The sequence below is a fragment of the Streptomyces sp. NPDC048560 genome, assembly GCF_040650955.1.
In the GTDB taxonomy this organism is placed as follows: domain Bacteria; phylum Actinomycetota; class Actinomycetes; order Streptomycetales; family Streptomycetaceae; genus Streptomyces.
Genome location: NZ_JBEZIJ010000004.1, coordinates 460,311 through 473,413, shown reverse-complemented (window position 1 = coordinate 473,413; position 13,103 = coordinate 460,311). Strand labels below are relative to the sequence as shown.

Annotated in this window: 15 protein-coding genes; 11 read left to right on the top strand and 4 right to left on the bottom strand. The window is 71.8% G+C overall.

What is annotated here, in order from left to right:
• Positions 1-76: 76 nt before the first annotated feature.
• From pnuC to AB0C82_RS14900, 4 genes are read left to right on the top strand one after another with little or no spacing between them, the layout of a single operon-like run.
• Complete coding sequence (gene pnuC, locus AB0C82_RS14915) at positions 77-730, top strand: nicotinamide riboside transporter PnuC (RefSeq protein ID WP_362840912.1); 654 nt, start codon at positions 77-79, stop codon at positions 728-730.
• Positions 727-1,806 (top strand): AAA family ATPase, encoded by a 1,080-nt coding sequence (locus tag AB0C82_RS14910; RefSeq protein ID WP_362840910.1) that lies wholly within the window; start codon positions 727-729, stop codon positions 1,804-1,806. The genes pnuC and AB0C82_RS14910 overlap by 4 nt, the downstream gene beginning before the upstream one ends.
• Positions 1,803-2,534 carry an NUDIX domain-containing protein gene (locus AB0C82_RS14905; protein WP_362840907.1) on the top strand — a complete coding sequence of 244 codons (732 nt, stop codon included), beginning with the start codon at positions 1,803-1,805 and terminating at the stop codon, positions 2,532-2,534. Before AB0C82_RS14910 ends, AB0C82_RS14905 begins: the two co-directional genes overlap by 4 nt.
• Positions 2,531-3,553 (top strand): ADP-ribosylglycohydrolase family protein, encoded by a 1,023-nt coding sequence (locus tag AB0C82_RS14900; protein WP_362840905.1) that lies wholly within the window; start codon positions 2,531-2,533, stop codon positions 3,551-3,553. Before AB0C82_RS14905 ends, AB0C82_RS14900 begins: the two co-directional genes overlap by 4 nt.
• A gap of 97 nt (positions 3,554-3,650) precedes the next feature.
• On the opposite strand, the gene AB0C82_RS14895 is transcribed toward AB0C82_RS14900, so the two are convergent.
• A complete protein-coding gene (locus tag AB0C82_RS14895; RefSeq protein ID WP_362840902.1) occupies positions 3,651-4,343 on the bottom strand; it encodes a nucleotidyltransferase domain-containing protein in 693 nt (230 codons plus the stop codon).
• Positions 4,344-4,385: 42 nt separating this feature from the next.
• Entirely contained in the window at positions 4,386-4,832 is a 447-nt protein-coding gene (locus AB0C82_RS14890; RefSeq protein ID WP_362840900.1) for a Rieske (2Fe-2S) protein, read from the bottom strand.
• 211 nt (positions 4,833-5,043) lie between these two features.
• Between AB0C82_RS14890 and aroH the strand changes: the two genes are divergently transcribed.
• From aroH to der, 5 genes are all read left to right on the top strand, one after another.
• Positions 5,044-5,406, top strand: a complete 363-nt coding sequence (gene aroH / locus AB0C82_RS14885) for a chorismate mutase (protein ID WP_362840897.1) — start codon at positions 5,044-5,046, stop codon at positions 5,404-5,406.
• Positions 5,403-6,488 (top strand): prephenate dehydrogenase, encoded by a 1,086-nt coding sequence (locus tag AB0C82_RS14880; RefSeq protein ID WP_362840895.1) that lies wholly within the window; start codon positions 5,403-5,405, stop codon positions 6,486-6,488. The genes aroH and AB0C82_RS14880 overlap by 4 nt, the downstream gene beginning before the upstream one ends.
• A 100-nt stretch (positions 6,489-6,588) precedes the next feature.
• The gene (gene cmk, locus AB0C82_RS14875) at positions 6,589-7,305 is read left to right on the top strand and encodes a (d)CMP kinase (RefSeq protein ID WP_362840892.1); all 717 of its coding nucleotides are present in this window, start codon (positions 6,589-6,591) and stop codon (positions 7,303-7,305) included.
• A complete protein-coding gene (locus tag AB0C82_RS14870; protein ID WP_362840889.1) occupies positions 7,302-7,973 on the top strand; it encodes a lysophospholipid acyltransferase family protein in 672 nt (223 codons plus the stop codon). The genes cmk and AB0C82_RS14870 overlap by 4 nt, the downstream gene beginning before the upstream one ends.
• Before the next feature lie 53 nt (positions 7,974-8,026).
• Positions 8,027-9,496 carry a ribosome biogenesis GTPase Der gene (gene der / locus AB0C82_RS14865; RefSeq protein WP_362840886.1) on the top strand — a complete coding sequence of 490 codons (1,470 nt, stop codon included), beginning with the start codon at positions 8,027-8,029 and terminating at the stop codon, positions 9,494-9,496.
• A gap of 83 nt (positions 9,497-9,579) precedes the next feature.
• Here the strand turns inward: der and AB0C82_RS14860 are convergent, their stop codons facing one another.
• Positions 9,580-9,876, bottom strand: a complete 297-nt coding sequence (locus AB0C82_RS14860) for a hypothetical protein (RefSeq protein WP_362840884.1) — start codon at positions 9,874-9,876, stop codon at positions 9,580-9,582.
• A 137-nt stretch (positions 9,877-10,013) separates the two neighbouring features.
• On the bottom strand, positions 10,014-10,796 hold the full coding sequence (locus AB0C82_RS14855) for a hypothetical protein (RefSeq protein ID WP_362840881.1): 783 nt from the start codon (positions 10,794-10,796) through the stop codon (positions 10,014-10,016).
• A 280-nt stretch (positions 10,797-11,076) separates the two neighbouring features.
• Here AB0C82_RS14855 and AB0C82_RS14850 point away from each other — a divergent pair, with 280 nt between their 5' ends.
• Both AB0C82_RS14850 and AB0C82_RS14845 read left to right on the top strand, forming a co-directional pair.
• Positions 11,077-11,676: a transglycosylase family protein gene (locus AB0C82_RS14850; protein WP_362840878.1), complete on the top strand. Its 600-nt coding sequence runs from the start codon at positions 11,077-11,079 to the stop codon at positions 11,674-11,676.
• A gap of 106 nt (positions 11,677-11,782) precedes the next feature.
• The gene (locus AB0C82_RS14845; RefSeq protein WP_362840875.1) at positions 11,783-13,069 is read left to right on the top strand and encodes a glycosyltransferase family 4 protein; all 1,287 of its coding nucleotides are present in this window, start codon (positions 11,783-11,785) and stop codon (positions 13,067-13,069) included.
• Positions 13,070-13,103: the final 34 nt, after the last annotated feature.

Here is a 13,103-nt window from a genome sequence, read left to right as displayed (position 1 = left end):
AACAGGAAATCGGCCGCGGGCCTTTTGCTGTCGCCGTTCCGCCTTTATAGTCAGAGTGACTATTAAGGAGGCGGGCGTGAGTCTCGCGGACATTCTGGATCCCCTGCAGCAACCCCTGGTGACGCTCCTCGGTACGCCGGTCAGCTGGACCGAGGTTCTGGGCTTCGGCAGTGGAGCGCTCTGCGTCTGGCTCGTGGCCCGCCAGCACCTCGCCAACTGGCCGATCGGCATCGCCAACAACCTGTTCTTCATCCTGCTGTTCACCCAGGCCGGCCTGTACGCCGACGCCGGCCTCCAGATCGTCTTCATCGCCCTCGCCGCGTACGGCTGGTGGACCTGGACCCACGGGGGTGGACCAGGTGCGTCCGTCCTGCCGGTGCGCGGCACCACGCGCACCGAATGGACCTGGCTGCTCACGGCGGGGGCGGTGGGGACTCTCGCCCTGACCCTCCTGCTCTCCCGCGCCACCGACTCGACGGTCCCGTTCTGGGACGCGCTGACCACATCGCTCTCGCTGATGGCGACCTACGGCCAGTGCCGCAAGCGGGTCGAGTCCTGGTGGCTGTGGATCGCCGCCGACATCGTCTACATCCCGCTGTACGCGTACAAGGAGCTCTACCTCACCTCGCTCCTGTACGCGGGCTTCCTGACGCTCTGCCTGATCGGCCTGCGTAACTGGAGCCGCGAACTCGTCCCTCAGAAGCGCCAGTTGACGGGAGTCGCGGCATGAAGCGCTACGAACACGGCCTCGTCCTCGGCAAGTTCTACCCGCCCCACGCCGGCCACCACCACCTGGTCCGCACCGCCCAGGACCGGTGCGAACGGCTGACGGTCCTTGTCTGCGCCTCCTCGGTGGAGTCCGTCCCCCTCGCCGTCAGGGTCGCCTGGATGCGGGAGGCGCACCCGGAAGCCACCGTGGTGGGAGCCCTCGACGACACCCGCATGGACCTCCACGACCCGGCGGTGTGGGACGCCCACATGGCCGTCTTCACCGCAGCCGTCCCGGAGCGCGTCGACGCCGTCTTCACCTCGGAGTCGTACGGGGACGAACTGGCCCGCCGCTTCGGCGCCGAATCCGTCTGCGTCGACCCCGACCGCACCCTCTTCCCGGTCTCCGGCACGGCGGTGCGCAAGGACCCCGTCGGCTCCTGGGACTTCCTCGCGCCGCCCGTACGCGCCGCTCTCGCCCGCCGGGTCGTCGTCCTCGGCGCCGAGTCCACCGGCACCACGACGATGACCCGGGCCCTGGCCGAGCACTACCGGGGGCGCGGCGGCATCTGGGCACGGACGGGCTGCGTCGACGAGTACGGACGGGAGTTCAGCGAACGGAAACTGGCCGATCTCCGCCGCCGCGAACCGGGCGCGCAATGGGAGGACGTGGTCTTCACCACCGAGGACTTCCCACTGATCGCCGCCGCCCAGAACGCACGCGAGGACGCGGCCGCCGCCACCGGCTCCCCGGTCCTCTTCTGCGACACGGACTCCTTCGCCACCACCGTCTGGCACGAGCGTTACGTCGGCGGGCGCAACCCGCTCGTCGAGCGGACCGCCGACCTGGTCACCCATCACCTCTGGCTGCTCACCGACCACGAGGGGGTCGCCTTCGAGGACGACGGGCTGCGTGACGGCGAGGAGCTGCGGCCCTGGATGACGGACCGGTTCCGCGACGAACTCACCCGCACCGGGCGCGAGTTCATCGAGCTGACCGGCCCCCACCCCGAACGCCTCAGGACGGCGGTCGCCGCCGTGGACGCCCTGCTCGACCGGGGCTGGAACTTCGCCCCGCCCCTCCCGGAACGACGATGAGCACCGCCCCCGAGGGGTACGACCCCCACGCCTTCGTCCCCTTCGCGGTCACCGTCGACCTCGCCGTGTTCACGGTCCGCGAGGCCCGGCTCCACGTCCTGCTCGTGGAACGGGGCGGGGAACCGTACAAGGGCCGGTGGGCGCTGCCCGGCGGCTTCATCCTGCCCAGGGAGTCGGCGGAGGAGGCCGCCCGCCGCGAACTGGCCGAGGAAACCGGCCTCACCCAGGGCGCCGTCGGCGGGCTCCACCTGGAACAGCTCCGCACCTACACGGAACCGGACCGCGACCCGAGGATGAGGGTCGTCTCCGTCGCGTACGCCGCGCTCCTGCCCGACCTGCCCGAGCCCCGCGGCGGCGGGGACGCGGCGAGCGCGCGGTGGTGGGACGCGACGGACCCCGGCGACCTGGCCTTCGACCACGAGCGCATCCTCGCCGACGCGTACGACCGGATCGGCGCCAAGCTCGAGTACACCTGCCTGGCCACCGCGTTCTGTCCCCCCGAGTTCACCCTCGGCGAGCTCCAGCAGGTGTACGAAACGGTCTGGGGCGTCGAGCTCGATCGCCCCAACTTCCGGCGCAAGGTCCTCGCCACACCCGGTTTCGTCGAAGCCGTCGAAGGATCACCGCGCCGCACCGGCGGACGGGGGAAACCCGCCGCCCTGTACCGGGCGGGTGCCGCTGCCGCCCTGCACCCTCCACTCCTGCGCCCGGAAGGACGAACCGAATGACCGTGACGAGGACGACGACGAAACAGGCCGCCACGGGGGCCCTGACCGGCCTCGCGCTCGGGGACGCGCTGGGCTTCCCGACCGAGTTCAACGACGTGCCCTCCATCCTCGCGAAGTGCGGGCCGTGGCGGCAGATGGACCTGGCGACACCGGCGTTCGTCAGCGACGACACCCAGATGACGCTGGCCCTCGGGCGGGGCATCCGCACCGCGATGGACAGCGGCCTGCTCACGCCGCCGCGGCTGGCCGGGCCGGTGCGCGAGGAGTTCGTCTCCTGGTACCACGACCCGGACAACAACCGGGCCCCCGGCAACACCTGCCTCCAGGCCTGCCGCCTGCTGGACAGCGACCGTCCTTGGCAGGAGGCCAGCCAGACACGCTCCAAGGGCTGCGGGGCGAACATGCGGGTCGCGCCGATCGGGCTCGTACCGGGGCTCAGCGAGGAACAGCGCGCCGGAGCCGCGCAGCTCCAGGCCGCGCTGACCCACGGCCACCCCACGGCCCTGGCCGCCTCGGACCTGATGGCCCGCGCGGTGTTCCTGCTGGCCCAGGGGGCGGAACCGCTGGGTCTCGTCGGGCAGTTGCGCAGCTACGCGTACGAGAGCGGCGGACGCTACCTCACGCGCTGGCTCGGCGACCTGTGGCGCCACGCGGGCGACGCGTCGCCGGAGGCGTACATCCGGCGTGGCTGGGACGAGTGCCTGACCGCGCTGGCGAAGGTCCAGGAGGCGCTGCGCGATCCGTCGCCCGAGACGGACCCGTGCGAGGTGACCGGCGACGGGTGGATCGCGGAGGAGGCCCTGGCCACGGCCCTGCACTGCTTCCTCCTCTTCCCCGAGGAGCCGCTGACGGCCCTGCGCCGGGCGGCCTGCACCCGGGGCGACTCCGATTCGCTTGCCTGCCTGACGGGGGCGCTGTCGGGAGCGCATCTGGGGGCGGGGGCGTGGCCGAAGGAGTGGTCGGAGCGGATCGAGTACCGCAGCGACCTGCTGTCGCTCGGGGCGCTCTGGGACGCGTGATCCCGGGCCCGTCCCGGGGTTCGTCCCCTCAAGCGCCGGCCGGTCCGGGGTCCGGTGGCCCGGTCACGTGACCGACCCGCCCGACCACCGACAAGGGTCAGGCGGACGCCGAGGCCCGGCGGGTGCGGAGCAGGAAGTCCTCCACCCGGGCGCGGTCCGGCGCGGGCCGCAGGGGCGTGGTCGTGGCCGCCGCCTCGTTCTCTTCGGCCAGCCGCGTCATCCGGCGTTCCACCTCGGCCCACGGGACCTCGCCGCGCTTGACCGCGAGCAGGTCCTCGCGGGCGTCGCCGACGTCGATCGTCAGCCGGCCCGTGCGCAACAGGTCCAGGCTGCTCGTCATCAGACGCAGCAGATGCATGGCGTGCTTCCAGCGCGGCGCCCCGTACTGCCGGACGTCCGCGTCCAGTTTGCGGCGCTGCCCCAGCGCGTAGCCGGCGAAGCTCTGGTGGGCGAGCTTCGACAAGAACGCCCCGCGCAGGTCCACGAGCTCCCGGCCGGTGGCGTCGATCCGCTCGACGATCGGTGAGTGCAGGCACTCCAGCACATTGGGATTGGCCCGCAGCGCAAGCTCGCAGAAGCGCTCCAGCTCCCAGGAGAACTGCTCTTCGGACGGTCCGTCGACATGGGTCGGCGGCTTGTCGAGGCGCCAGAACAGCGGGGTGGGGGCCAGGAAGACACCCCGCCGGTCCGTGTCGCTGCCGACGGTGGCGAGCCCGAAGGCGCGGGAGCCCATCACACACGAGTAGACCGTGTGATCGCGGACGAGAGCCTCGGCTTCCGGGGTGATCATGCCGAGAGGGTACGTGCGGCGGGGGTGCCCCGCGCCAGCGGTTTACGCGAGCCGGATGCTCCCCCCTGTGACGGTGATCCGCTCGGCGGGCAGCGGACGCGTCGCGGGCCCGGACTCGACGGCGCCGTCCGTGATGGCGAACTTGCTGCCGTGGCACGCGCAGTCGATCGTGGTGTCCGCGACCTTCGAGACCGTGCACCCGGCGTGGGTGCAGATCGCGGAGAAGGCCTTGAACTCGCCTGCCTCGGGCTGGGTCACCACCACCTTCTGCTCCTTGAAGATCGTGCCGCCGCCGACCGGGATGTCGGACGTCCGGGCGAGCTCCTCGCCCCCCGGGGCCGGCGTCCCGGACGCCGAGGCGCCGGGCGACGTGGTGGCCGGTGTCGGGGTGCTGTCCCCGCCGCCGTCCCCGGACGACCCGCAGCCCGTCGCCAGTGCGGCCGCGCCAGCGGCTCCCGCCGTCAGGACTGTCCTTCGCCGTGCGTTCATCGCTCTCCTCGTGTCGGGACTCCCCGTGGCGACGATCGTGACGCCACGGACCTGAATGGCGAAGCAACCCGGCGGGTGTGTTAGCCGCGAGATCCGGGCCACCTCGTTGTCTCACGGACAGAGCGCCGTGACCACGGGCCCCGCCGCCCCTCTACGCTGAAATGCACAGGTGCGCACCGAGCGCGCCGGGTGAAGAAGCGAGGGGTACGACGTGGCGGTACGAGCGGTCCGCGGAGCCGTCCAGCTGGAGCGGGACGAGGCCGGGCACATGGACGAGCGGGTCGGCGCCCTGCTCACCGCCATCCTGGAGCGCAACAGCCTCGTCGCCGACGATCTGATCAGTGTCTGGTTCACGGCCACCCCGGACCTGCACAGCGACTTCCCGGCAGCCGCCGCCCGCGGCCTCGGCATAGTCGACGTACCGTTGATCTGCGCGCAGGAGCTGGACATCGAGGGGGCCATGCCCCGCGTGATCCGCATCCTCGCCCACGTCGAGACCGGTCTCTCCAAAGCCGGAATCAGCCACGTCTACCTCGGCGCCACCGGCGCCCTCCGCAAGGACATCGCCCAGTGAGAACAGCCCTCGTCATCGGTACGGGCCTCGTCGGCACGTCCGCCGCGCTCGCCCTCGCCGGGCGCGGCGTGCACGTCCACCTCGTCGACCGTGATCCGTCGTCGGCGCGTACCGCGGCCTCGCTCGGCGCCGGTACGGACGAGGCTCCCGAAGGCCGCGTGGACCTGGCGATCGTCGCCGTGCCGCCGGCCCACACCGCTTCCGTGCTGGCCTCCGCCATGCGCGACGGCCTGGCGCGCGGCTACCTGGACGTGGCGAGCGTCAAGGGCGGCCCGCGCCGCGAGCTGGAGGCGCTCGGGCTCGACCTCGCGCCCTACATGGGGACGCACCCCATGGCCGGGAAGGAGCGCTCGGGCCCGCTCGCGGCCACCGGGGACCTGTTCGAGGGCCGCCCGTGGGTCCTCACCCCCACCCGGGACACCGACACCGAGGTCCTCAACCTGGCACTGGAGCTGGTCGCTCTCTGCCGCGCCGTACCGGTCGTCATGGACGCGGACGCCCACGACCGCGCCGTCGCGCTGGTCTCCCACACCCCGCAGCTGATCTCGTCCATGGTCGCCGCGCGTCTGGAGGAGGCCGACGAGACGGCCGTACGCCTCTGCGGGCAGGGGATCAGGGACGTCACCCGGATCGCGGCCTCCGATCCCCGGATGTGGGTGGAGATCCTCGCCGCGAATCCGGGACCGGTCGCCGATGTGCTGGCCGGGGTCGCCGTGGACCTGGACGAGACGGTCCGGGCGCTGCGCGGCCTCCAGTCGGGCGACGAGGACAAGCGCCGGGCGGGCACCGAAGGCATCGAGGACGTCCTGCGCCGCGGCAACGCGGGCCGGACCCGGGTGCCGGGCAAGCACGGGGCGGCCCCGGCCGCGTACGAGGTCGTGGCCGTGCTCATCACCGACCGGCCTGGCGAGCTCGCCCGGATCTTCGCCGACGCCGGACTGGCCGGGGTCAACATCGAGGATGTCCGCATCGAGCACGCCACCGGCCAGCAGGCGGGCCTGGTGCAGCTCATGGTGGCGCCGAGCGCGGCGCCGGCGCTCGCCGCGACCCTGAAGGACAGGGGCTGGTCGATCCGGCAGTGAGCGGCCCGGACCCACGGGGTACGAGGGGCCGCCCGGCACTCGGTAACCTTGGGGGAGGCCGTATCGAGGCCCGACTCCGCCCACCCCGTGTACCAGGAAGGTGTCCACCACCGTGGAAACCGCAGCAGCCGCCGCTCCGACCGCCCCGGCCGCGGTGATCGTCGCCATAGACGGGCCCTCCGGCACGGGCAAGTCGAGCACGTCCAAGGCCGTCGCCGCCCAGCTCGGGCTCAGCTACCTGGACACCGGTGCCCAGTACCGGGCGATCACCTGGTGGATGCTGAACAACGGCATCGACGTCCAGAACGCGGCGGAGGTCGCGACGGCCGCCGCCAAGCCGGTCATCGTCTCCGGCACCGACCCGGCGGCGCCCACGATCACCGTCGACGGCGAGGACGCGGCGGGCCCGATCCGTACGCAGGAGGTCACCTCCAAGGTCAGCGCCGTCAGCGCGGTCCCCGAGGTGCGCAGCCGGATCACCGAGCTGCAGCGGACCATCGCGGCGGAGGCGGAGCGGGGCATCGTGGTCGAGGGCCGCGACATCGGCACCACCGTCCTGCCGGACGCCGACCTCAAGATCTTCCTGACCGCCTCCCCGGAGGCGCGCGCCGCACGCCGCAGCGGTGAGGTGAAGGGCTCGGACCTCGCCGCCACCAAGGAGGCGCTGATCAAGCGCGACGCGGCCGACTCCGGCCGCAAGACCTCGCCGCTGGCCAAGGCGGACGACGCGTGCGAGGTGGACACCACCGAGCTGACCCTTCAGCAGGTCATCGAGTGCGTCGTCACCCTGGTCGAGGAGAAGCGGGCCGCGAAGTGACCGACGCCACGGGGGCGCCCACGCTGCGCGGAGCGGCCGTCGGGCGAGGGATCGGCATCGGGCTGATGTACGGGCTGTTCAGGCCCCGTGTACTCGGCGCGTGGCGGGTACCCGCCGCCGGACCCGTCATACTCGCGGTGAACCATGCGCACAACATCGACGGACCGATGCTGATGGGTACCGCGCCCCGGCCCGTCCACTTCCTGATCAAGAAGGAGGCGTTCGTCGGCCCCCTCGACCCGTTCCTGCGCGGAATCGGTCAGCTGAAGGTGGACCGTACGACCGTCGACCGCACCGCCATCACCCACGCGCTCGGCGTGCTGGGGAACGGCGGGGTCCTCGGGATCTTTCCCGAGGGGACGAGGGGCGAGGGCGACTTCGCTTCCCTGCGTGCCGGGCTCGCGTACTTCGCGGTGCGCGGCGGGGCGCCGATCGTCCCGGTGGCCGTCCTGGGAAGCACGGAGAGCCGGGGACGGTTGATATCGGCGTTGCCTCCGCTGCGCAGCCGGGTCGATGTCGTCTTCGGCGACGCCTTCCAGGCCGGTGACGGCAGCGGGCGCCGGACGCGTGCGGCGCTGGACGAGGCGACCGTACGCATCCAGGGCCGGCTGACCGCCCACCTGGAAAACGCCAGGCGCCTCACCGGGCGCCGGGTGACACTTGAGTAGTGGGTCGCGCTGACAGTGGCCCATCGATGATGATGCAAAGAGGAACGGACTTCATGAACGACCAGATTCACTCCGACAGCTCGGACCACGAGCACGGAGCACTTGGCGATGCCGAGTACGCGGAGTTCATGGAGCTCGCCGCGCAGGAGGGGTTCGACCCCGAGGATGTCGAGGGCGCGATCGGTGAGGCCGGTCACGGACCGCTTCCCGTCCTCGCTGTCGTCGGCCGCCCGAACGTCGGCAAGTCGACCCTGGTGAACCGCATCCTCGGCCGTCGCGAGGCCGTCGTGCAGGACAAGCCGGGTGTCACCCGTGACCGCGTCAGCTACGAGGCCGAGTGGGCAGGCCGCCGCTTCAAGCTCGTCGACACCGGCGGCTGGGAGCAGGACGTGCTGGGGCTCGACGCCTCGGTCGCCGCCCAGGCCGAGTACGCGATCTCCACGGCCGACGCCGTCGTCTTCGTCGTCGACGCGACGGTCGGCGCCACCGACACCGACGAGGCCGTCGTCAGGCTGCTGCGCAAGGCCAAGAAGCCCGTCGTCCTGTGCGCCAACAAGGTCGACGGACAGAGCGGCGAGGCCGACGCCACCGCCCTCTGGTCGCTCGGTCTCGGCCAGCCGCACCCCGTCTCCTCGCTGCACGGCCGCGGTACGGGCGACATGCTCGACGCCGTGCTGGAGGCGCTCCCCGAGGCCCCCGAGCAGACCTTCGGCACCGCCATCGGCGGCCCGCGCCGTATCGCGCTGATCGGCCGCCCGAACGTCGGCAAGTCCTCGCTCCTGAACAAGGTCGCCAAAGAGGACCGAGTTGTCGTCAACGCCATGGCGGGCACCACGCGTGACCCGGTCGACGAGCTGATCGAGCTCGGCGGCATCACCTGGAAGTTCATCGACACGGCCGGTATCCGCCGCAAGGTGCACCTCCAGGAAGGCGCGGACTACTACGCCTCGCTGCGTACCGCGGCCGCCGTGGAGAAGGCCGAGGTGGCCGTCATCCTGATCGACGCGAGCGAGTCCATCAGCGTCCAGGACCAGCGGATCGTCACCATGGCGGTGGAGGCGGGCCGTGCGATCGTGCTCGCCTTCAACAAGTGGGACACCCTCGACGAGGAGCGCCGCTACTACCTGGAGCGCGACATCGAGACGGAGCTCGCGCAGGTCGCCTGGGCGCCCCGCGTCAACGTCTCGGCGGTCACCGGCCGGCACATGGATCGTCTGGTTCCGGCGATCGAGACCGCGATCGGCGGCTGGGAGACCCGCGTTCCCACCGGCAGGCTGAACGCCTTCCTCGGTGAGATCGTCGCCTCGCACCCGCACCCGATCCGGGGCGGCAAGCAGCCCCGCATCCTCTTCGGCACCCAGGCGGGCATCAAGCCGCCGCGGTTCGTGCTCTTCGCCTCCGGCTTCCTGGAGCACGGCTACCGCCGCTTCGTCGAGCGCCGCCTGCGCGAGGAGTTCGGCTTCGAGGGCACCCCCATCCACATCTCGGTCCGTGTCCGCGAGAAGCGCGGCCGCAACAAGTGACGTCGTAGGCCCGTTCGAGGGCCCGCACGACGAAGCCCCGGACCGCTCGCGCAGGGCGAGTGGTCCGGGGCTCCGTCGTGCCGTCAGTGCTCCCGGGAACCCGGCGGCAGAGCGGCGGGCTGGGCGCGGCCCGCGTGCCTGCCGACGCGCTGCCAGGAACCGAGGTTCCCGGTGTGCGTGGTCTGCCCCCCGGAGGCCGGCTGGGCGCTCAGCGGGGGCCGGGTGCTGAACAGACCGGCACCGAAGCCCGGGTAGGAGAGGTTCTCCTCACCGCTCCGGTCGCCCGGCAGGGCACGGAACGATCGCCGGTACTCGGAGTACAGCGCGTCGTAGATCGGAGTCGGCGACTTCCCGCCCGATGGGTCCTGCGACGGACGCATGGCAGGGATCTGACTCTGGTGCTGGCGGGAGGGGTCGTATGAGTGCACGTAGGTGCCAACGACCTCATCGCCGGTCGGATGCGGGCCCGGGTGAGAAATCCCTGATCGGCGGGGGTACGAGGGACGCACCGGCACGGTCAGGTACCCGCCAGCGGCATCGCCGCGGCCACCAGGAGACCGTTGACGGCGGCCTTCTCCAGGGCGTCACGGAGCAGATCCTCGCGCGGCTGCTGGCCGATCGAGCCGGCCGGGGCAGCGAAGACCAGGACGGACCGTGCCTTGTTGGCCGCGGTCCGCCATCCCTCGGTGACCTGGAGCGGCTGGTGGGCCTGCCACCAGGCGACGGGGGTGCCCCCGCCGGAGCCGGGCTGTAGCACGGCGTGCAGCTGCCCCATGGCCAGGAGGACCGACCAGCCGGGGAGCACGGCAGGCAGCCTGCTCACGTCGGGCGTGGGCTGGAACCCCTGCTCCAGCAGCAGCTGGAGGAATTCGTCGCCCCCGCTGCCGTCGGTGCCGGGCCGGGCGATGGGGCCGGTCGGCTCGACCACGAGGGCCGGCCGGAGGTCGTCCTCGATCAGGACGAGACCGCTGGTGATGCCGAGGACAGCCTGTTCGGGCATGAGACCTTCCGGGTTCTCCGGCTCGCTGCCGGTGATGGATCGCACCGCTCCCTGGAGCTGGTCCTCCGCCACCTGGACGACCTGCGAGGGAATGCAGGTCGCGTGGGCGAACGCGAGCACGGCGGTCTCCTCGCCGACGAACAGCACCGTGCTGGTGCGTTCCTGCTCGGAGTCGCCTGGGGTCCGGCAGGAAGTGCAGTCGTAACTGCCTGGGGCGCTGTCGCCGACGAGCAGCCGGTCGGCTTCGGCATCGCCGATCTCGGCGCGTACGTCCTCGCTGACGTCGAGCATGCGCGGCACGGGTGGCTCCTCGAACTCGGTGCGTGGGCCGGGCTGTTCCCGGCTCATGAAAGAACAACGGAAGACCACGGGCCTGGGTCACGCGCGAAGGGGCACCGAAGTGCGGAAGTCTGCCGGCGGCGGGATCGGCCTATCCGGAAATCGGGTAGTGACCCGCTCACGGACGGCCCGCGGCCGGCCGTGGCGCGTACGACGCGTGTACGGGGCCGACCGGGTGCGGCTGTGGCCGGGCGCCGCGTGGCCCCCTTCCGGAACAGTTCAGTCCGCTTAGCGTGACCCGATGCCGCATCCGCGCTCCAGCCCCGCAGTCCCGCCCTCCGTTCCGGTGGCGGCGGTTCTCCTCTGCCTCGCGCTGCTGTCCGCGCCGTCGGCCGCGCTGGCCGCGCCGCCGCCCCCGGTGCCCTCCCCGGGCGCGCCCGCGAGCGGCCCGCCCGGCGCGTTCCGGCCCGGTGGATACGCCTGCGACGCGAGCAAGGGCCCGTGGGACTGCGTCGCCGCCTGCGAGAGCGGTGGCGACTGGCAGGCGAACACGGGCAACGGCTACTACGGCGGGCTCCAGTTCCGGCAGTCGACCTGGGAGGAGCACGACGGCCTGCGCCACGCCCGGCGTGCCGACCTCGCGACCAGGGGGGAGCAGATCCAGGTCGCCGAGGCGGTGCTGGGAACCCAGGGCTGGGGTGCCTGGCCGTACTGCGGAGCCCCGTACCGGAGTCTGGGTCAAGTGCATACGGTCAGGTCCGGCGAGACGCTCAGTTCCATCGCCGCCCACTACCGCGTCGTCGGCGGCTGGCGAGCGTTGTACAACGCCAACTCCCGGAGGGTCGGCCCCGATCCGGACCGGCTGATTCCGGGAACAGTGCTGGTCATCGGCTCGAAGTGACCGGCCCGTGACCCGCAGTTAGAACTTCTGTGTGAATGCTGTGTGCCGTCCGGGCGCCAAGTACAGTCCCCAGCAGACCAGTCGACCAGGGGGATACGGCGACGCAATGCACATTTCATTTCTGCTTCACAACGCGTACGGCATCGGGGGAACGATCCGTACGACGTTCAATCTGGCCGGCCAGCTGGCCGAGCACCACGACATCGAGATCGTCTCCGTCTTCCGGCACCGTGACGCACCCACACTGGGCGCTCCCGCGGGCGTGCGGCTGAGGCATCTCGTCGACCTGCGCAGGAAGAGTCCGGCCTACGACGGTGACGCGGCTGAACACGCCAGGCCCGCCTCGGTGTTCCCGCGCGGGGACAGCCGGCACAAGCAGTACAGCAGACTCACCGACGCCCGGATCGCGGGCCATCTTCAGTCGCTGCAGGCCGACGTGGTCGTCGGCACGCGGCCGGGTCTCAACGTCCACATCAGCCGGCAGGCGAGGCGCGGACCGGTGCGTGTCGCCCAGGAGCACCTGACGCTCGGCAGCCACCCGTACCGGCTGCGCCGCGAGATCGGCCACCGCTACGGGCTCCTCGACGCCGTCACGACCGTCACCGAGGCCGACGCCGAGGACTACCGGACCCGGCTTCGGCTGCCGGGAGTTCGGATCGAGGCCATCGCCAACAGCGTTCCCGCGCCCGCCGGTCCACCTGCGGCCTGCGACGAGAAGTGGGTCGTCGCGGCCGGCCGGCTGCACCGGGTCAAACGCTACGACCTCCTGATCGAGGCGTTCGCGCAGGTGGCGTCGGTCCGGCCGGACTGGCGGCTGCGGATCTACGGCAGCGGCGACGCCACCGGTGACGAACAGCAGGCCCTGCGCCGGCTCATCGATGAACTCGGGCTCCAGGAGCAGGTGTTCATGATGGGGGCGGTCCATCCGATGGAGGCCGAGTGGCCCAAGGGCTCGATCGCGGCGGTGACTTCGGAGCGCGAGTCCTTCGGCATGACCATCGTGGAGGCGATGCGCTGCGGGCTGCCGGTCGTGGCCACCGACTGCCCCTACGGTCCGGCGGAGATCATCGACGACGGCATCGACGGGCGCCTGGTGCCTGTGGGGGACAAGGCCGCGATCACCGCCGCGCTGCTCTCCCTGATGGAGGACGACGGGCTGCGCCACCGGATGGGGAGCGCCGCTCTGGCCTCGTCCGCCCGGTTCGACCCGGCGACCGTCGCCGAGCGCCACCTGGGCCTGTTCACGGAACTGGCCGCACGGGGTGCGCGGGGCCGGTCGCAGAGTGCGCTGCGCACCGTACTGCACCGCTCCCGCGGCACCGTGCTCGACGGGGCGTACGCACTGCGTTACAAGGCAGCCGACGTGATCCGTAAGGGGAAGGCGGCTGCCTGAGGTCCGTCAGCGGTTGCGGACACCAGCTGTCCGC

Coding starts and splice junctions, on each gene's coding strand:
- AB0C82_RS14910 (WP_362840910.1), top strand. CDS start 727: ATGAAGCGCTACGAACACGGCCTCGTCCTCGGCAAGTTCTACCCGCCC.
- AB0C82_RS14905 (WP_362840907.1), top strand. CDS start 1,803: ATGAGCACCGCCCCCGAGGGGTACGACCCCCACGCCTTCGTCCCCTTC.
- AB0C82_RS14900 (WP_362840905.1), top strand. CDS start 2,531: ATGACCGTGACGAGGACGACGACGAAACAGGCCGCCACGGGGGCCCTG.
- AB0C82_RS14895 (WP_362840902.1), bottom strand. CDS start 4,343: ATGATCACCCCGGAAGCCGAGGCTCTCGTCCGCGATCACACGGTCTAC.
- AB0C82_RS14890 (WP_362840900.1), bottom strand. CDS start 4,832: ATGAACGCACGGCGAAGGACAGTCCTGACGGCGGGAGCCGCTGGCGCG.
- der (WP_362840886.1), top strand. CDS start 8,027: ATGAACGACCAGATTCACTCCGACAGCTCGGACCACGAGCACGGAGCA.
- AB0C82_RS14860 (WP_362840884.1), bottom strand. CDS start 9,876: ATGCGTCCGTCGCAGGACCCATCGGGCGGGAAGTCGCCGACTCCGATC.
- AB0C82_RS14850 (WP_362840878.1), top strand. CDS start 11,077: ATGCCGCATCCGCGCTCCAGCCCCGCAGTCCCGCCCTCCGTTCCGGTG.
- AB0C82_RS14845 (WP_362840875.1), top strand. CDS start 11,783: ATGCACATTTCATTTCTGCTTCACAACGCGTACGGCATCGGGGGAACG.